Genomic DNA, 18,847 nt, shown 5'->3' on the forward strand with positions numbered 1-18,847 from the left:
GTAGGAGAGCATGACTCTAGTCAATGATATGCTGGACTATACTGAAAATAATGTACAGTATGTTCAGTATGGCTGCTTGGTATGGCTAGGTATGTAAAACCGAGAGAAGCGGCGGATTATTTTGGGGTGTGTCTCCACACTTTGAGGCGATGGGAACAGAAAGGCTGGATCAATGCAATACGTACACCATCCGGTAGGGCGAGAAGGTATGACCTCGACAGCTACATTGGCCTCCGGCCCGCTGACGCGAACAGAGCGCCCAAGAAGGACAAACGAGTCGTTTTGTACGCCCGAGTCAGCAGCCGAAGACAGAAACCAGACTTGGAGAGACAGATTGCAAGACTGGTTAACCTCTATCCTGGAGCCGAAGTGGTCGGAGAGGTTGGCGGCGGTCTCGACTTCAAAAGACCAAAGTTCCTTGCCTTATTGGAACGAGTTCGTGCGGGAGATGTCGGAACAATTGTGGTCGCTCACCGGGATCGACTCTGTCGGTTTGGATTTGAGTTCGTTGAGTGGTACTGCCGCCAATACGGGTGCGAAATCTTGGTTCTCGATGACGATCACCTTTCTCCCCAACAGGAACTGGTTGAGGATATCCTCACCATCCTGCACTGCTTCAGCAGTCGGCTCTACGGACTCAGAAAATACCGGGCTGCAATCGAGAAAGATACGGATTTATCCGGAGCCAGCGCTGGCTAAAGTTTGGAAGCATTGGCAAGCGGCGTGCCGGTACTGCTACAACCAAGCGATTGCCTATCAGCGTCAGCATGGTACCCCAAGAACGGCCAGAAAGCTGCGGGACATCATCCTGCGCTCCGACCTGCCTGGGTGGGTAAAGGACGCCCCCTGCCACATCAAGCAGAACGCGGTCGTCGAGGCGTGGTTGGCGTTCCGCCGAAGCAAAGACGCGAGGTTTCGCAGTGTGCGGGACAGGTCACATACGCTGCAGTTCAACGCCGGCAACTTTTGCGATGGGACGTGGTATCCGAAACTCACCCGAGGTTTGGCGTTTCGTGCATCCGAGGAGATGCCCAGAGAATGGGCACGCGGAACTGAGCTAATGCGGGTGAAAGACAGATGGTATGCCATCTTCCCTGAGCCTGTGAACGAGCAGTGTTCGTTAGCAAAGGGGGTGATTGCGCTTGACCCTGGAGTAAGAAGTTTCTTCACAGGGTTTGATGGGGCAGGTTTTGTAGATATTGCCAAAGGGGACTTTGGTAGAATCACTCGGCTGTGCTACCACCTAGACGATCTGCAATCTAGGCTGAGTAAATCACCGAGACTCAAGCGTAGGCGAATGCGGCAAGCGGCGTTTCGTCTGCGGGAGAGAATCAGGAACTTGGTGGACGAGTGCCATCGCAAGGTAGCGGCGTTCCTAACGGATAACTACCGATTGATATTCCTCCCCACTTTCGAGTCAGCCAAGATGGTTGCCAAGGCAGGGAGGAAGTTTGGTAGCAAGACAGCAAGGGCGATGCTCACCTGGGCGCACTATCGGTTCAAGCAGTTCCTGAAGTTTCAAGCCCAAAAGAAAAACGTGGTCGTCGTGGAAGTATCGGAAGCGTACACCAGCAAAACCTGTACCAAGTGCGGGCACATCCACACTAAGTTGGGTGGCGCAAAGGTGTTTAGATGCCCAAAGTGCAACCATAGGCTACCACGAGATTGGCAAGGCGCTCTGGGTGTTATGCTCAGAGCTTTGCGGGATACCGCCTTTCTGTTTGGACTCCGTCCCGCTGACGCGGTCGCGTTAGCGTCGCGTAGCGACAACGGAAACGGACAGAATGCTGTCGCTTCACCGTTGAGCAGTAATGGTCAGCAGTGTTCAGCGTAAATGTATCAGCCAAGATCTCGTCCTTCACCTCTTGGAAGGAAGAAGTGCGCTTGAGACTGTAGTCGCGCCGACTGGGGAAATCAACCCGGAGCTCCCGTTTCACCCGCCCAGGATGGGACGTGAGTACATAGATGCGCTGGGCCAGAAAGACGGCCTCTTCCACATCGTGGGTGATCATCAGGATTGAAGTGCGCGTGCGTTGCCAGAGATCCAGCAAAAACTCCTGCATCGTCTCCTTGGTTTGCACGTCCAAAGCGCCAAAAGGCTCATCCATGAGCAAAATCTTCGGCTGGGCCGCCAGAGCTCGGGCAATGGCCACCCGCTGCTGCATACCGCCCGAAAGTTGCCTGGGCAGGGCCTTAGCAAAACGCTCTAGACCGACGATATCTGACGATATCTGGGGAGAAGAAGTCATAAGCCCTGAAGTTCAGGTAACTGTGCAGCCAGCTTGAGAACAGCTGTTCGCTGGCCCAGATTCTGGAGTCGGGTTGAGATAAGCAGCAAATAGTTAAGTTGGCTACAGAATCCCCTGACTTGTTGCTTAGGTCTGCTTTGAATCTTGGGTCTTCTTTGAGATTTATAGGATCCCTCAATACTCGAAGGTCATGGGCGGGAAGCGGGAAGGGCGGGATCTGAGCTGGGCGGGTTCAGAGGCAGGAGCGGGATCCCGGAAGGCTTTTGCCTCCTGCTGAAGGTGCTGCATGGCCTGCTCGATTTCCTGGAGTCGCGCGTGGATTTGCCCTTGCCGCTCTCGAATAAACTCTAGCTCTTGGTTGAGCCGCTGCTTTTCCACGGTGAGCTGCTGCATTTCGGCATAGAGGGCGGATTCGGTTTGGCGGCGAGGGATCGAGCGCAGCTTGGGGCGAGGTCGAGTTCGGGGCACACGGGGCAAGCTCATAAGGGGGGATCCCGGAAAACGGCTTGCGCCTATCCTAGCGTGCTCTTGGCGGCCCTTCTATTCCTAGGTAGGATCCATTCGTCCGGTGTGGAAAACAGCGATGGTGGAAACTGGAGCAGACCTGTTGCAACGCTACGGCAGCGGTGAGCGGGACTTCAGCAACAGCCAACTGGCCGGAGCTGATCTGGCCGGGGCCGACTTGGCCGGGATCGACTTGGGGGGATCCATTCTCCGCCAGGCAAAGCTGGCCTCTGCCAACCTGGAGCGGGCCTACCTGAGCGGCGCCGACCTCAGCCAAGCGGATCTGCAGGGATCCAACCTGCGGCTGGCCAACCTAGAGAAAGCCAAGCTGCAGGGATCCCGATTGCAAGGAGCCAACTTGCGTGGGGCCAACCTGGCGGAAGCGGACTTGAGCGAAGCCGATCTCAGCCAAGCGGACTTGGCGGGGGCCAATCTCACCGGGGCCAACTTGAGAGGAGCCCTTCTTGCCCAGTGCAAACTCAAGCTGGCCAACCTGCGAGGGGCTTGCTACGACGCCACCACTCAGATGGAAGCGGGTGTTACACCGGTGGAGCTGGGCATGGTTCAAGCCTAGAGGGGGAAATGGGGCTAGTCCTCCGGCTCCAAGTCCAGGATCTCCTGAATTTCGGCATCGGTATAGCCCACCGCCCGCAACTTCTCCGATACCGTCTGAATCTCCCCTGGAGACAAATCCTGCTGCCGTACCCGATCCCAGAGATTGGCCACAATCTGCAGCAGCAAACCGCTGCTCTCCGCCTCAAACAGCTCAAAAGCCGTGGCTAGCTCAATGGCCTGCAACACCTCCTCGGCACTGCCAATCGGCTGATCGAGGGATCGTTCCTCCAGCTCCACCAGCAACTGGCGCAGTTGGTTCAGGCCATCCCCAAGAGCAGACATACAGCAGGCTCCACAACGGCACTCGAACCCTCACCCTAGCAGACCCCTATCATTCCGCAAAAGGAATCCCGCCAATTCTGCGGCAGCTACAGCTATTCTGATTAAGAGAGCGATTCAACTGCAATCGAGGCGATTGTCGAGTCAGCATAGACAATCAACAACACCCAAACAACACCGAGAGGAGATGCATGAGTATGGCCCCAGTGAACGTCCTGCCCAATACCCCCCAGCCTTTAGCCGATGAGGGTGGCACCACCTTGGACTATGGCAGCGCGGTTTACCGGCAGGCCTACTCTCGCATCAACGGCATTGTGATCGAAGGGGAACAAGAAGCCCACGACAACTACCTCAAGCTGGCCGAGATGTTGCCGGAAGGGGCAGAGGAGCTGCACAAGCTGGCCAAGATGGAATTGCGGCACATGAAAGGCTTTCAATCCTGCGGCAAAAACCTGCAGGTAGAGCCGGATAGGGAGTTTGCCCGCACTTTCTTCGCCCCTTTGCGCAACAATTTCCAAAAAGCGGCAGCAGCCGGAGACCTAGTTACCTGCTTGGTCATTCAGTCGCTGATCATCGAATGCTTTGCCATTGCCGCCTACAACATCTACATCCCCGTCGCCGATGAGTTTGCCCGCAAGATCACCGAGGGGGTGGTCAAGGATGAATATCTGCACCTCAATTTTGGAGAGCGCTGGCTAGGGGAGCATTTTGGCGAGGTCAAAGGGCAGATCGAAGCGGCCAACGCCCAGAACCTGCCTTTGGTGTGGCAGATGCTGCAGCAGGTGGACCAGGATGTAGAAGCCATCTATATGGATCGCGAGGCCATCGTCGAGGATTTTATGATTGCCTATGGAGAGGCGCTGGCCAACATCGGCTTCAGCACCCGCGAGGTGATGCGCCTCTCAGCCCAGGGTTTGCGGGCAGCATGACCCACCTCAGCTAGAAGTCGCAGGAGCCCCGCACTGTACCCGTAGGTTCAGTGTTGGGAGGAATGCGCTTTGATGAAGTACAATGGACCTTAATGGTGCAAGCGTAATTGCGCTCTTGGGGGCTGCTGTAAACCAGCCTAGAGGTCCGGGCTTGTTTTGTTCTCTGGTAGGGCAGAGCAGGCTCAGGGCTACTGAAAGCCCGCCCTGTACCGCTTAGCGGTCGGAGTCGGGTAGTTTACTTATCCAAGCGGGTAAACCTTTATGTTCGGCCTGATTGGGCACTTGACCAGCCTGGCCCATGCGAAGCGGGTGGCAGACAAGCTGGGTTATTCCGAATATGCGGAGAGCGACCTGGAGTTCTGGTGCATGGCTCCCCCTCAGGTGGTGGACGAGATCACGGTAACCAGCATCACCGGCCAAAAGATTTATGGGCAGTACGTCGAATCCTGTTTCTTGCCGGAGATGTTGGCGGGGGGACGGGTGAAGGCAGCTTGTCGGAAAGTGTTGAATGCCATGGCCCTAGCCCAGCGGCGCGGCTTGAACATTACTGCTTTGGGGGGATTTAGCAGCATCATTTTTGAGACTTTTCGCCTCGACAGTCTCCGGCGAGTCCGCAACATTGACTTGGAGATCCAACGCTTTACCACCGGCAATACCCACACGGCCTACATCATCTGTCAGCAACTGCAGTTGGCGGCCCAGCGCTACGCCATGGACTTGGCAGCCGCTACGGTTGCGGTGGTGGGGGCGACCGGAGATATCGGCAGCGCCATTTGTCAATGGTTGGTGGCCCACACTCACTTGGGCAAATTGTTGCTCATCGCCCGAGAGCGACGGCGTCTGGAGGAATTGCAGGCCAAGCTCAAGCAGGGGGAGATCTCTTCGCTGGAAGAGGCCCTGCCCCGCGCTGACTTTATCGTTTGGGTGGCCAGCATGAGCCAAGGCATGGCCCTCGATCCCCAAGTTTTGCCGGATCCCTGTGTCATCATCGACGGTGGCTACCCAAAGAACATCGCCTCCAGCTTGCAGCGAAAGGGACTCTACGTCATTGACGGGGGGATGGTGGAGCACTCTTTGGATATTGAATGGAACATCATGCAGTTTTTGAATGTGGCCAACCCGGCCCGTCAGCTTTTTGCCTGCTTTGCTGAATCCATGCTGCTGGAGTTTGAGGGGCTGTACACCAATTTCAGTTGGGGCCGTAATTTGATCACCCTTGAGAAATTGGATCTGATCGGGCAGCTTTCCCGCAAGCATGGGTTCCGCCCCCTCATGCCCGAAGCCTAATTGAGATTCAAAATGAAGAAAGCCTCAGCCCCAGCAGAGGTGCTGGCCCTGGTCAGCTAGAAATCGCAGGAGCCCCGCACTGTACCCGTAGGTTCAGTGTTGGGAGGAATGCGCTTTGATGAAGTACAATGGACCTTAATGGTGCAAACGTAATTGCGCTCTTGGGGGCTGCTGTAAACCAGCCTAGAGGTTCGGGCCTGTTTTGTTCTCTGGTAGGGCAGAGCAGGCTCAGGGCTACCGAAAGCCCGCCCTGTACTGCTTTAGCGGTCGGAGTCGGGTAGTTTACCCCATCTACAAGCAAATCCTCGATCACCCCTTCAACCGAGAGTTGGCAGCGGGCAGCCTATCGCGGCAGCGGTTCCAGTTTTACTTGCAGCAGGATGCTCTTTATCTCACCGACTTTGCCCGCGCCCTGGCCTTGATCGGAGCTCGTTCCGAAGGGGCTGAGCAGGTGGTGAGTTTCTTGAACTTTGCCCTGGGAGCCATTGTGGCCGAACGCAGCCTCCATGAAAGCTATTTTCGCCTCTACGACATTCAACCCGAAACAGCCTATGCCCCTGCCTGCTTCGCCTATACCCGTTTTTTGTTGGCTGCGGCGGCTGTGGATCCCTACGAGGTGGCCATTGCCGCTGTGCTGCCCTGCTTTTGGATCTACCGAGAGGTGGGATCCACCATCTATCGCACCGCGCAGCCTGACAATCCCTACCAACAGTGGATCGACACCTACGCCGGGGAAGAATTTGCCCAAGTGGTGCAGCAGGCTTTGGACATCACCGACTCCGTCGCTCAGCAGGCTACAGAACCGCTGCGGGAAAAGATGAGGGCAGCTTTTGTCACTGCCTCCCGGTTGGAATGGCTGTTTTGGGACAGTGCCTATCGCCTCGAATCTTGGCAACCCGCCTAATCCTCAGCCGGTCGGGCTGGCTTACCAGACAGCAACTGCTGGGCTTGCGCGAAAACGGCATCCAACATCGGCTCCGTCAGCAGCCGTGTGGCCGTGTTGCGCCGGCTGGGATGGTAAGACGCCAGCAAATAGCGACCCTCTGCCAAAGGAATAACGCAATTGTGGCCAAAGCGGGGGCGGGGCCTGAGAGGCGACAAGAGCATCAGAGCGTGTTGGAAGGCAAAATGCCCCAACGTCAGGATCACCCGCACCTGGGTTAGCAGCTCCAGCTCTTGTTTCAGGTAGCTCAGGCAGGCCTTGGCTTCTGTGACGGTGGGGCGATTGTCTGGGGGAGCGCAGCGCACCACGGCTGAGATGTAGCAATCCTGCAATTGCAGGCCATCCTCTCGGTGGGTAGAGGTGGGCTGATTGGCAAACCCGGCTCGGTACAGGGCGCGAAACAGCCAGTCCCCGCTGGGATCCCCGGTAAACACGCGCCCGGTGCGGTTGCCCCCATGGGCTGCCGGCGCCAACCCGATCACCCACAGCCGCGCCTGCGGATCCCCGAACCCTGGCACCGGTCGGCCCCAGTAGAGCTGGTCGCGAAAACGGGCCACCTTCTGAAGGGCGACTGCCTCTCGCCAAGCCACCAAGCGGGGGCAGCGGCAGCAACTGACGATTTCAGTTTGCAAAGTGGCCCACTCCTGGATCCCCAGCGCCCTACTCCTCCTCGTCGTCATCCTCCTCCAGCTCGTCGAAGGCAGGGGTGGAATCGTCGATCAACTGATCATCTTCCAAGATCAAACGAGGCGGCAGCTCCGGCAACACCGCAGGCTCTTCCTCCTCTTCGTCAGGCTCCGGCTCGGCGGCAATCTCCTCGTAGGTGGTGAAGCCCGTGCCTGCCGGGATCAGGCGCCCGATGATTACGTTTTCCTTCAAGCCGCGCAGCCAGTCGGATTTGCCCTCAATGGCCGCCTCAGTCAGCACGCGGGTGGTTTCCTGGAAGCTGGCCGCTGAGATGAAGCTGTCGGTATTCAAGCTGGCCTTGGTGATCCCCAGCAGGACGGGCGTGTATTTGGCCGGCGCTCCTCCAGTAATGGCCATGGTGGCATTGATCTGCTGGATTTCCCGCAACTCCACCAGCTCCCCCGGCAACAGGATGGTGTCGCCACCATCATCCACCCGCACCTTGGAGGTCATCTGGCGCACCACGATCTCAATGTGTTTGTCGGAGATCTCCACCCCCTGGGAGCGGTAGACGTTCTGCACTTCGTTGACAAAGAAGCGCTGCACCTCCCGCAGAGCCAACCGTGCGGCTTGGTCATCTCCCAAGGTTTGGCGATGGTACTCGTAGTAGATCTCCAAGAGGTCGTGGGGGTTGGCAGGGCCATCGGTTAGGGGATCCCCCACCCCCACCGGCTGTCCATCTACCACGATCAAGCTCTGCCCCGGCAGCACAGAATAGTCTCTAACCGTGCCATCGGCTTCGATGACCTTGAGATCTGGCTCTTCTCCCCGCCAGCTCAGTTGAACGGTGCCGGGCCGCTTGGCCAGAACACACATTTCCTTGGGCTTGCGGGCCTCCAGCAGCTCCTCAATCCGCGGCAGACCCTGGATGATGTCCCCCGTCTTGGCCCGCTCAAACACCAGGAGGGCCAGGGAATCCCCCCGCTGCACCAGATCGCCATCTCGTACCTGCAGAATGGCACCCGCAGAAACCAAGTAGGGCCGCGCCATCCGCAACAGGACTTGGCCGTCCGTTATCTGCATTACCTGTCCTGACTGTGGAGAAGGGATCCCGGGAGCAAGCTCGTCCCCAGCCCGCACCAGCGCCCCCACTTCCACATTGGCTGGGCCCGTCAGGGGCACCTGCACCAGATCGTCGTCGGTAATCACCAGCACCCGCCGTACCACCTCCGCTCCCTCGCGGATCCCTTGGACGATCCCGGCCTTTTTGGCTTGGATTTCGGTGCGGGCGATAACATCTCCGCTGGCGATGGAGTCTCCTTCCTTCACCAACAGCCGCGTGTGGGTACTCCCCTGCGTCAGATCCGCTTCCACGTCGCGGCGCAGCAACAGGGTTTCCAGAATCACCAGTTGCAGGCGGCGAATATCTGGATCCTTCTCATCTTGGATCAGCTCGATATCGGCCTTCAGTTGTGGGGCGTCGGTATCGATTTCCAGCACCAGTTGGGTGCGCAGGAGCTCTACAGGGCCTACCGACTTCACCCGCTCCCCATCTTTGAAAGGAACCCGCTGCACCGCCCGCAGACGAATGGAGCGACCGGACTCGCTGGTGGACTCTTGAGTGGGCACCAAGGGCCGGTCGGGGATCTCGTACTCCTGCACCGGACGCAGCAGCAAGCCTGGGCCTTCAGGAGTTTCCACGTGTTCCAGGTAGACCAGTCGGTCGGGAACGATGCTGCTGAGCACCGGTTGCCCTGGCTGGATTAGGGTGCCACTTTTCACTTCCAAGTCGGCGGGGTTGTCCACCAGATGCAGGGATCCCGGCTTGATGACAATCTCCCGCAGAATGTCGTTCTTCTGGATGACTTCGACAACACCGGCATTCTGGCAAAAGATGTCTTTCACCACCTCAGTGCCTGCTTCCACATACTGGCCATCGTCCACGTTCAGCAGGGAGATGTCCTTGTTCACCTCGTGGGTCTCTTCTGGGATCCACAGCAGGGTGCCGCCCTGGATGACTTCGTAACCTTGCTTGGCCTTGCCGCGCCGTGCCACCTCAATGCCGGCGAACTTCACCAAGCCTCCCGTCTGACTGCGGAAGTGGTTGTCGATCAGCTCCGCCACCACCTCATCGTTGCCCACTTTGGTGCCCGGAGTAGCCTTGAGAACAAAGGTCTGCCCACTGGAAGTGTCCAGCAAAAATTGTTCCCGCCCCTGGTGGGATTCCACCCGTACCCGTGCTTCCCGCAACACCACCGAAGCGTTGATGATCTCCACCTCGCGCCCACTTCTGGTGTCGCTGCGCTCCGGTAGCCGCACAATGCCGCCATGCTCCGTCACCAGCGAGGTTTCGGCGATCACATCCCCCGCCTGCACCCGATCCCCGTTTTTCACCACCGGCTCGGCCCCCGGAGGCAGGTTGTACACCTGTCCAGACATCACCCAGATCAATCCCTGCCGCTGGGCAGTGTAGGTGGTGTTACCCTGGCGGTCAGTCTTCTCCTCGATGGGCAGATCGGCAAAGCGAATTTCTCCAGCCAGGTCGGCCACCACCTCTTTCTGGGCTTTCTCGGTGCTCTTACGGCTGGCCTTGGCCAGGGACACCTCTGCAATCAACTGATCCCGCTGCACCTGGGCTCCGTCCCGCACCAGCAGGGTGGATCCCTGAGTCATGTCGAAGGACTCCCGTTGACCGTCTGGGCCTTCCAAGATGATTTGGTTGTTTACCTCCACTTGTAGAGCATCGTCGCCGTGGCGGGTACGGAAGGGGCGGGTGCGCAGATTTTTCGGGAACCGCACCACACCCGCAAAGGGGGCGCGAATTTGGCGGGCCACCTCCCCTGTAAACACGCCTCCCGTGTGGAAGGTGCGCATGGTCAACTGGGTGCCCGGCTCCCCAATCGATTGGGCGGCGATGATCCCGACCGCTTCCCCCAGATCCACCAGGCGGGAGTGGGCCAAGCTCCAGCCATAACACATCCGGCACACGGAGCGGTTGGCTTCACAGGTGAGGGGAGAACGCACCATCACCTGGCGGATGCCAGCCTCTGCAATGGTTCTAGCCAAGTCGTGATCCACTTCTTGGTTGCGGCGGGCAAGCACCACCTGGGTTTCTGGGTGCACCACGTCGCGCGCCAACACTCGGCCCACCAAGCGCTCCTCCAGAGACACCACCACCTTGTCCCCGTCCATCAGGTATTCCAGAAGGATGCCCTGCTCAGTGCCGCAGTCGGATTCCCGCACGATCACATCCTGAGACACGTCCACCAAACGGCGGGTGAGGTAGCCGGAGTCGGCGGTGCGCAGGGCCGTATCCACTAAACCCTTGCGGGCCCCATAGGAAGAGATGATGTATTCGGTAACGGTCAGGCCCTCGCGGAAATTGGTTTTGATGGGCAAATCGATGATCTCGCCCTGGGGGTTGGCCATCAGGCCGCGCATGCCCACCAACTGGCGCACCTGGGAGACGTTCCCCCTTGCCCCCGAGTTGGCCATCATGTAAACGGAGTTGAGGGGATCGTTCTGCCGGAAGTTGTTGAGCATCTCCTCTTTGATCTGGTCATTAATCTGGTTCCAGGTGTCGATCACCTTTTGGTAGCGCTCCACCTCTGTGATTTCCCCGCGGGTGTAGCGCTCGGTGGCCGCCTCGATCTCGGCTTCCGCTTGCGCCAACAACTGCCGCTTGCTGGGGGGAACGCGCAGATCTTCGACGCTGATGGAGACGGCTGCCTGGGTGGCGTATTTGAAGCCCAGGGTCTTCAGAGCATCCGCCATCTGAGCAGTGCGGGCCGTGCCGTAGCGGGCAAAAGACCAAGCAATTAGGTTGCGCAGCTCTTTTTTGCCAATTTGATAGTTGCGAAAGGGCACAGGGGGCAAGGGGGTGTCGGCTTTGTTACCGTCGGCAGCCTGCCGCGCCAGGCCAGCGGAAAATCGTCCTTTTTCGCTCATGATGCCTCGCTAGAGAGAAGGGGAGAGAAGAGCCGTCCTACGGCAGAGGATGAACTACGCAGACAAAATATCTTGCATGGTCTTGTTAAAAATGATCCGGCCCGGCGTGGTGCGAATGTACTGGCTGATCACGTTGCCGTCTTGATCCTCGCGGATACGGCGGTAGTTGGTGATCTTGAGGCGGATGCCGCCCGGTTCTTCGATGATTTGCGGCTCGGACTCTTTTTCGCCCTTGCCCAACTCCATCGGGCCGTGGTAGCGCACCCAGACCTTGCTGTGCAGGCCGATGGCGCCGCGGTCGTAGGCGATGAGAGCATCTTCCAAGCTGGCGAAGAAGCGATCGCCAATATCTGGCGCGTGGGGGTTGTCCGCTGTCAGGTAGTAGCACCCCAACACCATATCTTGGCTGGGGGTGATGATGGGAGCGCCGGTGGCCGGGGAGAGGATGTTGTTGGTGGCCAGCATCAGCAGGCGCGCTTCCGCCTGGGCTTCCAACGACAGGGGCACATGCACCGCCATCTGGTCGCCGTCGAAGTCGGCGTTGAAGGCGGGGCAAACCAGAGGGTGAAGTTGAATCGCCCTTCCCTCCACCAGGATCGGTTCAAAGGCTTGGATCCCGAGGCGGTGCAGGGTGGGGGCACGGTTGAGCAAGACGGGGTGGCCGTCGATCACCTCTTCCAGCACATCCCAAATCTGTGGGTCATTGCTCTGGATCATCTTTTTGGCAGCCTTGATGTTGTTGACAATGCCCCGCTTGATCAATTTGTGGATGACAAAGGGCTGGAACAGCTCGATGGCCATCTCTTTGGGCAGGCCGCACTGGTGCATGCGCAGGCTGGGCCCCACCACGATCACCGAACGTCCGGAGTAGTCCACCCGTTTGCCCAACAGGTTTTGCCGGAAGCGCCCCTGTTTGCCTTCGATGATGTCGGAGAGGGACTTGAGGGGACGGTTGTTGGCCCCCGCCACCACGCGCCCCCGCCGACCGTTGTCGATCAGCGCGTCCACCGCCTCCTGGAGCATGCGCTTTTCGTTGCGCACAATGATCTCCGGCGCCATGATCTCCTGCAGCCGGGCCAGACGGTTGTTGCGGTTGATCACACGACGGTAGAGATCGTTGAGGTCGCTGGTGGCAAAGCGGCCCCCATCCAACTGCACCATGGGGCGCAGATCCGGCGGGATCACCGGCAGCACCCGCAACACCATCCACTCCGGACGGGATCCGGTGGCAATGAAGTTGTCGATCACCCGCAGCCGCTTGATCAGGCGTGCCCGCTTTTGGCCGCGAGCAGTGGTGATCTCCTCCCGCAGTTGCTCCGCCTCTTTTTCCAGGTCGATATCCTTGAGCAGGCGCTCGATGGCCTCCGCCCCGATCATGGCCCAGTTCTCCGGCAGTTGCAGTTCGGATCCCTCCTCGTACATCTGATCTTCGATCTCGAGGAATTGATCCTCCGTCAGCAGTTGTTTGTAGGAGAGATTCTGGGCATTGCCCGGATCCACCACTACGTAGGCGTTGAAGTATACCACCTGCTCCACATCCCGCAGCGGCATATCCAACAGGGTGGCGATGTGGCTGGGGATCCCTTTCAAATACCAAACGTGGGTGACCGGAGCGGCCAACTTGATGTAGCCCATGCGGTGGCGGCGCACCCGCGACTCGGTCACCTCCACCCCACAGCGCTCGCAGACGATCCCCCGATGCCGTACTCGCTTGTACTTACCGCAGTGGCATTCCCAGTCTTTGGCCGGCCCAAAGATGCGCTCACAGAAAAGACCATCCATCTCCGGCTTGAGGGTGCGGTAATTGATGGTCTCGGGCTTGGTGACTTCCCCCACCACTTGACCATTCGGCAGGGTGCGCTGGCCCCACTCCATGATCCGTTCTGGAGAAGCCAAGCCGATTTTGACATAGTCAAAGCGTTGCTCTGTTTTGGCCATCGCCGTTTTCCTCCTGGCTTGCTGAACCCAAAGGAGAGGGAAGCCCCACCCTCCTTCGTGGGTTGAATGGGATCCCCGTCACGTTCGCGTCAGGGGTGGGGAGCGCTCTCAACCCTCAAAAGTCCTCTTCCTCCTCCTCGTCCTCATCTTCCTCAAGGCTGCGGCTGGCATTCGCGTCAGCGGTGCGGAGCACTCTGGTAAAGGTGGGTGATGGCGAGAGATCCTCAGCCGTAACCGATTCATAGGTGGGTCGAGAGGGAGTGTGACGGTTGGAAGTATCGGCCATCAGATCCACTTCCACATCGTGGGTTTGCCCTTCGCTGTCCACCTCCACCTTGTGTACAGACACATCTAGGCAGAGGGACTGCAGCTCCCGCACCAGCACCTTGAAGGACTCCGGCGTGCCGGGTCGAGGGATGGGCTTGCCCTTGACGATGGCGTTGAGAGCCTCGTTGCGCCCCACCATGTCGTCGGACTTGACGGTGAGCAACTCCTGCAGGATGTAGGCTGCCCCAAACGCCTCCAAAGCCCACACCTCCATCTCCCCAAAGCGCTGGCCGCCCTGCTGCGCCTTGCCCCCCAGCGGTTGCTGGGTCACCAAAGAATAGGGGCCGGTGGAGCGGGCATGAATCTTGTCATCCACCAAGTGCACCAGCTTCAGCATGTAGGCGCGGCCCACCGTAACGGGCTGGTCGAAGGGCTCCCCGGTGCGACCATCAAACACCTGGATTTTGCCGCAGTACCTGCCTTCCGGGTTGAAGATCCAGTCCTTGCCGGTCTTCTCTCGGGCTTCCCTCAGCTTGGCCTCCACCGTCAGACGGGAGGCTTCTAAACCGTGCATCTCATCAAAGGGCATCAGCTTGAAGCGCACTCCCAGATGTTCTGCTGCCCAGCCCAGCAGGCACTCGTACACTTGGCCCACGTTCATCCGGGAAGGCACCCCCAAGGGGTTGAGCACCACATCCACCGGTGTGCCGTCCGCTAGGTAGGGCATGTCCTCAATCGGCAAGATGCGGGAGATGATGCCTTTGTTGCCGTGACGGCCCGCGATCTTGTCCCCCACCTGGATTTTGCGCTTGAGGGCAATGTAGACCCGCACCACCATGTTGGCGCCGGGAGGCAGCTCATCCCCCTGTTCGCGGGTAAAGATGCGTACATCCACCACCCGACCGCGCTCGCCGTTGGGCACCCGCAGCGAGTTGTCCCGCACATCCCGAGCCTTTTCCCCGAAAATGGCCCGCAACAGCCGCTCCTCTGGCGGTTGATCAGACTCCCCTTTGGGAGTGACCTTGCCCACCAGAATATCGCCGGCTTCCACCCAAGCCCCAATGCGCACAATGCCGTTTTCATCCAGGTCGCGCAGGGCATCTTCCCCCACGTTGGGGATCTCGCGGGTGATCTCTTCCGGGCCTAGCTTGGTTTGCCGGGCCTCGATCTCATGCTTCTCGATGTGTACCGAGGTGAAGACATCGTCGTAGACCAGCCGCTCGCTGATCAAGATGGCATCTTCGTAGTTGTAGCCCTCCCAGGGCATATAGGCCACCAACACGTTTTGGCCCAAAGCCAGCTCGCCACCCTCGGTAGCCGGGCCATCCGCCAGCACCTGGCCAGCCAATACCCGATCCCCCGTATAGACAAGGGGGCGCTGGTTGAGACAGGTATCTTGGTTGGAGCGCTGATACTTCTGCAGGCGGTAGACAATCGGATCGCCGCCGTCATCTGGCCGAACCACGATTTCGTCGGCGGAAACGTAGGTCACCACGCCATTGGTGCGCGACACCACCACCATGCCGGAGTCCCGTGCCGCCTGCGCTTCCAAGCCCGTGCCCACGTAAGGCCGATCCGGCTTAAGCAGGGGTACCGCCTGCCGCTGCATGTTGGCTCCCATCAAGGCGCGGTTGGCGTCGTCGTGCTCCAGGAAGGGGATCAAGGAGGTGGCCACCGAGATGACCTGCACCGGCGCCACTTGGACGTAGTGCACTTCTGTGGGGTGGGCGGTGGTGAACTCTTGGCGGTAGCGCACCGGCACCAAGTCGGCAGTGATGCGGCCCTCGGCATCCACCGGCACATCCCCCGGGGCCACGCGGTACTCGTCCTCTTCGTCAGCGGTGAGGTAGACCATGCCCAGATCTTTGCGCACCACGCCGTTCTCGACCCGGTAATAGGGGCTTTCGATAAAGCCGTACTGGTTGACGCGGGCGTGGGTGGCCAGGGATCCAATCAACCCGGCGTTGGGGCCTTCTGGAGTTTCGATGGGGCAGATGCGGCCGTAGTGGCTGGGGTGGATATCCCGCACCGCAAAGCCGGCCCGTTCCCGACTTAGGCCGCCGGGGCCCAGGGCAGATAACCGGCGCTTGTGGGTCAGCTCCGCCAGGGGATTGGTCTGATCCATGAACTGGGAGAGCTGGCTGGAGCCGAAGAACTCCTTAATGGCCGCCACCAAGGGTTTGGGGTTGACCAAAGAGGCCGGGGTGAGGTTTTCCGACTCGGAGACTGTCATCCGTTCTCGGATGATCCGCTCCAGGCGATTCAGGCCCACCCGCACCTGGTTTTGCAGCAGCTCGCCCACGGAGCGCACGCGGCGGTTGCCCAGGTGGTCGATGTCGTCCACATGGCCGATGTCGTACTCCAAATTGATCAGGTAGTCGATGACGGCCAAAATGTCGGTGACGGTAAGCACCCGCACACTTTCGGCTACGTTCAAATTTAACTTTTTGTTCAGCTTGTAGCGCCCTACCCGGCCCAAATCGTAGCGTTTGGGGTCGAAGAAGCGGGATTCCAGCAACTGCTGGCCACCCGATACAGTGGGAGGTTCGCCGGGCCGCAACTTGCGGTACAGCTCCATCAGGGCCTCTTCTTCGGTGTAGGGCCCCTCTTTCTCCATGGTTTTCTGGAAGAATTCGGGGTGGCGCAGGTTGTCGTAAATCTCGGAGTCGCTCAGGCCCAAGGCTTTCAGCAGAACTGCCGCCGAGAGCTTGCGGGTTTTGTCGATGCGCACCCACACCAGGCCGTTTTTGTCGGTCTCGAACTTCAGCCAGGCACCGCGGTTGGGGATGAGGCTGGCGCTGTAGGTGCGACGCCCGTTTTTGTCCAGCTCCGATTTGTAATAGACGCCGGGGCTGCGCACAATTTGGTTGACGATCACCCGCTCGGCGCCGTTGATGATGAAGGTGCCCCGATCCGTCATCAAGGGCAGTTCGCCGATGAAGACGTCCATGTCTTTAATCTCGCCGGTCTCTTTGTTGATCAGGCGAGTGGGCACCCGGATCTGCGCTTGATAGGTGGCATCCCGCCGCTTGGCCTCCTCAGGGTCGTAGCGGGGGCGGTTGATCTTGTACCCTTTGGAGGGATCCCCAGGGCGATATTCAGGCAGGAAGTGCAGCTCTAGCTTACCAGTGTAATCGATGATGGGGGAAAAGCTGAGAAGCTCCTCTTCAAACCCTTCTCGCAAAAACCACAAGAAACTCTCCCGCTGAATCTCCACCAGGTCAGGAAAGGTAGGAGCGACAGGGGATGGCACTGCTAATTGTGTCATGCGTTGCTCGGGAGGGGTCGCGCTGCAGTCAGGCCTTCCATTATAGAAACCCCGCCAACGATCGTCAACGAACGTTACAAAGGTCGAGGGGCTGTCCGGATCCCTTGAGGGCTCACTTGGAAAATCTCGGCAAAACCGCTGGGGATCCCCTTTTGGCTGCCGGAGCAGGGACGATTCCCACCGTGCCTTAAGGATTGTTCACATCCATTCACACTCAAGCAGATTATTCTAATCTTTAACCGTTTTTGCGGATCATCCGCTGCTCCAGCTCGGATTTCCGGTCAACCTTGGGGATCGGAGGGGTGGCTCTGACAGGCTCAGCCGGTCGCCAGGGTGGACGCGGCGCCGGTCTTTGTCGCTTTTGAGATGCACGCTGTTGATGCAGGCTGTGGCGGAGCCATCAACAACAATCATGAGAAGGGGTTAGGAATGGGTTTACAAAGCTTCTCAGGCTGGGGGAACCTCGGGATGGCTTGCGGGTGATCTGCGGGTGATCTAATGAAGCACAGTTTGTTGGCGAGGAGGGTTTTGTGAGTCAAAGTCAGAACAATCAGAATAAAAAAAGTGATCTGTATAACCGGGACCACAGCTTGTCGGCCCAGTTGCGGGAGGGCACCAAGCAGTCCCACACTATGGCCGAGAACATGGCCTTTATCAAGTGTTTCCTGAAGGGAGTGGTGGATAAGCGGGCCTACAGCCGCTACCTGGGCAATTTCTACTTTGTCTACAGTGCTCTGGAAGAGGGCTTTGCCCAACTGCGAGAGCACCTGCTGGTGGGCCGGTTCTACTACCCGGAGCTGTGGCGCAAGACCAGCTTGGAGAAGGACTTGAATTATTTTATCGGCCCCAATTGGCGCGCTGTGGTCAAGCCCTCCCCTGCCTGCCAGGTCTATGTCAACCGCATCCGAGAAGTGGTGGAAAAAGATCCGCTTCTGCTGATCGCTCACGCCTACACCCGCTACATCGGTGACTTGTCGGGTGGCCAAATCCTCAAAAACATCGCCCGCCGGGCCATGGGCTTGCCGCAGGGGGAAGGAACGGCCTTCTACGATTTCGAGCAGATCCCTCATGAGGGCAAATTCAAGCAGCGCTACCGCGCCCAGCTGGATGCGTTGGGGCTGGATCAAGCCACCATCGACCGCATTGTGGCAGAGGCCAATTATGCCTTCAAGCTGAACATGGACTTGTTTAGGGAGTTGGAGGGGAATTGGCTGTTGTCGATGGCCCGCTTGGCCTGGAATTCGCTGCTCAGCCAGTTTCAACGCAAGCCCACCCGTTCTGAGGCAGCCGCTCCCAGCTCCTAAAATCCGGATTCCAGAGGGCAGTGAGGCGATGGGTTCTGCTGCCTATCTCCCCTCTCCCTCTGGGAGAAGAGCCGGGGGTGAGGATCAGTCACATTCAAGAGTGTCGCGGGTGGCCCGACCGGTTACAGGGTTAACGCCGGTGGCCCGTTCGCAAAGGATGGAGAGGGCGTCTTGCCGTATCAACGCATTGGTGAAATCCGCCCCATCAATTTGGATCCCTTCGACTCGGGCCAGCCACATCATGCTGTCCTGCAGTTGCGCTTCTCGCAGATCCGCACCCTGTAAGTTGGCCATGTCCAAAGTGGCCCCCCGCAGGTCGGCCCCGCGCAAGTTGGCTTTGCTGAGATTGGCCCCGAACAGGTTCGCCCCTGCCGCCTTCACATGGCTGAGATCGCTTTGGCGCAGGTTGGCCTTGAGAAACTTCCAGCCGCTCAGGTCTTGCCCTGCAAAGCTCACCCCCTGTAGATCTCGTTTGGTGTAGTCTTCGGCGTGGGCCGGGGATCCCAGCAGGGTAACCCCCAGGCAGAGTATCAGCCCGCAAAGCACCATCCCCTGCAGGAAACGGCTCAGCCAAGACCGCCTCGCCAGAACCGAAGCCAGCCAAGCAACAGACATCGTGGATCCCTCCCTCAAGGAAACCTCCATGGCTTGGGAATTGCTTCTGGTTTTATCTTACCGGATAGGGATCC

The 18,847-nt window shown here is 58.9% G+C and carries 14 protein-coding genes and 3 pseudogenes; 9 read left to right on the top strand and 8 right to left on the bottom strand.

Annotated features, from left to right (window positions below):
• Positions 1-81 precede the first annotated feature (81 nt).
• Both ACVWY9_RS06985 and ACVWY9_RS06990 read left to right on the top strand, forming a co-directional pair.
• Positions 82-699 carry an IS607 family transposase gene (locus ACVWY9_RS06985; RefSeq protein WP_457387899.1) on the top strand — a complete coding sequence of 206 codons (618 nt, stop codon included), beginning with the start codon at positions 82-84 and terminating at the stop codon, positions 697-699.
• Positions 587-1,834, top strand: a complete 1,248-nt coding sequence (locus tag ACVWY9_RS06990) for an RNA-guided endonuclease InsQ/TnpB family protein (RefSeq protein ID WP_457387943.1) — start codon at positions 587-589, stop codon at positions 1,832-1,834. Before ACVWY9_RS06985 ends, ACVWY9_RS06990 begins: the two co-directional genes overlap by 113 nt.
• Before the next feature lie 10 nt (positions 1,835-1,844).
• Here the strand turns inward: ACVWY9_RS06990 and ACVWY9_RS06995 are convergent.
• Positions 1,845-2,222 (bottom strand): annotated as a pseudogene (locus tag ACVWY9_RS06995) (ABC transporter ATP-binding protein); the annotation flags it as partial.
• 201 nt (positions 2,223-2,423) lie between these two features.
• On the bottom strand, positions 2,424-2,732 hold the full coding sequence (locus tag ACVWY9_RS07000) for a gas vesicle protein GvpV (protein WP_238376787.1): 309 nt from the start codon (positions 2,730-2,732) through the stop codon (positions 2,424-2,426).
• A gap of 100 nt (positions 2,733-2,832) precedes the next feature.
• Here ACVWY9_RS07000 and ACVWY9_RS07005 point away from each other — a divergent pair, with 100 nt between their 5' ends.
• Positions 2,833-3,327 (top strand): pentapeptide repeat-containing protein, encoded by a 495-nt coding sequence (locus tag ACVWY9_RS07005; protein WP_041436747.1) that lies wholly within the window; start codon positions 2,833-2,835, stop codon positions 3,325-3,327.
• A 14-nt stretch (positions 3,328-3,341) separates the two neighbouring features.
• Here the strand turns inward: ACVWY9_RS07005 and ACVWY9_RS07010 are convergent, their stop codons facing one another.
• The gene (locus ACVWY9_RS07010; RefSeq protein ID WP_414330858.1) at positions 3,342-3,650 is read right to left on the bottom strand and encodes a hypothetical protein; all 309 of its coding nucleotides are present in this window, start codon (positions 3,648-3,650) and stop codon (positions 3,342-3,344) included.
• Positions 3,651-3,844: 194 nt separating this feature from the next.
• On the opposite strand from ACVWY9_RS07010, the gene ACVWY9_RS07015 reads away from it, so the two are divergent.
• The 5 genes and pseudogenes from ACVWY9_RS07015 to tenA all read left to right on the top strand — a co-directional run bounded on the left by ACVWY9_RS07015 (position 3,845) and on the right by tenA (position 6,767).
• The gene (locus ACVWY9_RS07015) at positions 3,845-4,576 is read left to right on the top strand and encodes an aldehyde oxygenase (deformylating) (RefSeq protein ID WP_041436745.1); all 732 of its coding nucleotides are present in this window, start codon (positions 3,845-3,847) and stop codon (positions 4,574-4,576) included.
• Positions 4,577-4,661: 85 nt separating this feature from the next.
• Positions 4,662-4,793 (top strand): annotated as a pseudogene (locus ACVWY9_RS07020) (RNA-guided endonuclease TnpB family protein); the annotation flags it as partial.
• A gap of 44 nt (positions 4,794-4,837) precedes the next feature.
• On the top strand, positions 4,838-5,863 hold the full coding sequence (locus ACVWY9_RS07025) for a long-chain acyl-[acyl-carrier-protein] reductase (protein WP_011434004.1): 1,026 nt from the start codon (positions 4,838-4,840) through the stop codon (positions 5,861-5,863).
• 131 nt (positions 5,864-5,994) lie between these two features.
• A pseudogene (locus ACVWY9_RS07030) lies at positions 5,995-6,144 on the top strand (RNA-guided endonuclease TnpB family protein); the annotation flags it as partial.
• The gene (gene tenA / locus ACVWY9_RS07035) at positions 6,114-6,767 is read left to right on the top strand and encodes a thiaminase II (RefSeq protein WP_414521941.1); all 654 of its coding nucleotides are present in this window, start codon (positions 6,114-6,116) and stop codon (positions 6,765-6,767) included. The pseudogene ACVWY9_RS07030 and the gene tenA, both read left to right, overlap by 31 nt.
• On the opposite strand, the gene ACVWY9_RS07040 is transcribed toward tenA, so the two are convergent.
• From ACVWY9_RS07040 to rpoB, 4 genes are all read right to left on the bottom strand, one after another.
• Complete coding sequence (locus ACVWY9_RS07040; protein WP_457387900.1) at positions 6,764-7,486, bottom strand: uracil-DNA glycosylase; 723 nt, start codon at positions 7,484-7,486, stop codon at positions 6,764-6,766. The genes tenA and ACVWY9_RS07040 overlap by 4 nt on opposite strands.
• Positions 7,467-11,381, bottom strand: a complete 3,915-nt coding sequence (locus ACVWY9_RS07045; RefSeq protein WP_457387901.1) for a DNA-directed RNA polymerase subunit beta' — start codon at positions 11,379-11,381, stop codon at positions 7,467-7,469. The genes ACVWY9_RS07040 and ACVWY9_RS07045 overlap by 20 nt, the downstream gene beginning before the upstream one ends.
• Positions 11,382-11,435: 54 nt before the next feature.
• Entirely contained in the window at positions 11,436-13,319 is a 1,884-nt protein-coding gene (locus tag ACVWY9_RS07050) for a DNA-directed RNA polymerase subunit gamma (RefSeq protein WP_457387902.1), read from the bottom strand.
• 115 nt (positions 13,320-13,434) lie between these two features.
• Positions 13,435-16,854, bottom strand: a complete 3,420-nt coding sequence (gene rpoB, locus ACVWY9_RS07055) for a DNA-directed RNA polymerase subunit beta (protein WP_457387903.1) — start codon at positions 16,852-16,854, stop codon at positions 13,435-13,437.
• A 590-nt stretch (positions 16,855-17,444) separates the two neighbouring features.
• On the opposite strand from rpoB, the gene ACVWY9_RS07060 reads away from it, so the two are divergent.
• Complete coding sequence (locus ACVWY9_RS07060) at positions 17,445-18,158, top strand: biliverdin-producing heme oxygenase (protein ID WP_457387904.1); 714 nt, start codon at positions 17,445-17,447, stop codon at positions 18,156-18,158.
• A gap of 84 nt (positions 18,159-18,242) precedes the next feature.
• On the opposite strand, the gene ACVWY9_RS07065 is transcribed toward ACVWY9_RS07060, so the two are convergent.
• Complete coding sequence (locus tag ACVWY9_RS07065; RefSeq protein WP_457387905.1) at positions 18,243-18,773, bottom strand: pentapeptide repeat-containing protein; 531 nt, start codon at positions 18,771-18,773, stop codon at positions 18,243-18,245.
• Positions 18,774-18,847 lie beyond the last annotated feature (74 nt).

The sequence above is a fragment of the Thermostichus sp. OS-CIW-31 genome, assembly GCF_054060305.1.

Excerpts from the sequence above, each read along its gene's own strand:
- ACVWY9_RS07050 (WP_457387902.1), bottom strand. The coding sequence starts at position 13,319 with ATGGCCAAAACAGAGCAACGCTTTGACTATGTCAAAATCGGCTTGGCT.
- ACVWY9_RS07015 (WP_041436745.1), top strand. The coding sequence starts at position 3,845 with ATGGCCCCAGTGAACGTCCTGCCCAATACCCCCCAGCCTTTAGCCGAT.
- ACVWY9_RS06985 (WP_457387899.1), top strand. The coding sequence starts at position 82 with ATGGCTAGGTATGTAAAACCGAGAGAAGCGGCGGATTATTTTGGGGTG.
- ACVWY9_RS07010 (WP_414330858.1), bottom strand. The coding sequence starts at position 3,650 with ATGTCTGCTCTTGGGGATGGCCTGAACCAACTGCGCCAGTTGCTGGTG.
- ACVWY9_RS07025 (WP_011434004.1), top strand. The coding sequence starts at position 4,838 with ATGTTCGGCCTGATTGGGCACTTGACCAGCCTGGCCCATGCGAAGCGG.
- ACVWY9_RS07045 (WP_457387901.1), bottom strand. The coding sequence starts at position 11,381 with ATGAGCGAAAAAGGACGATTTTCCGCTGGCCTGGCGCGGCAGGCTGCC.
- ACVWY9_RS07040 (WP_457387900.1), bottom strand. The coding sequence starts at position 7,486 with ATGACGACGAGGAGGAGTAGGGCGCTGGGGATCCAGGAGTGGGCCACT.
- ACVWY9_RS07000 (WP_238376787.1), bottom strand. The coding sequence starts at position 2,732 with ATGAGCTTGCCCCGTGTGCCCCGAACTCGACCTCGCCCCAAGCTGCGC.
- ACVWY9_RS07005 (WP_041436747.1), top strand. The coding sequence starts at position 2,833 with ATGGTGGAAACTGGAGCAGACCTGTTGCAACGCTACGGCAGCGGTGAG.
- ACVWY9_RS07065 (WP_457387905.1), bottom strand. The coding sequence starts at position 18,773 with ATGTCTGTTGCTTGGCTGGCTTCGGTTCTGGCGAGGCGGTCTTGGCTG.
- rpoB (WP_457387903.1), bottom strand. The coding sequence starts at position 16,854 with ATGACACAATTAGCAGTGCCATCCCCTGTCGCTCCTACCTTTCCTGAC.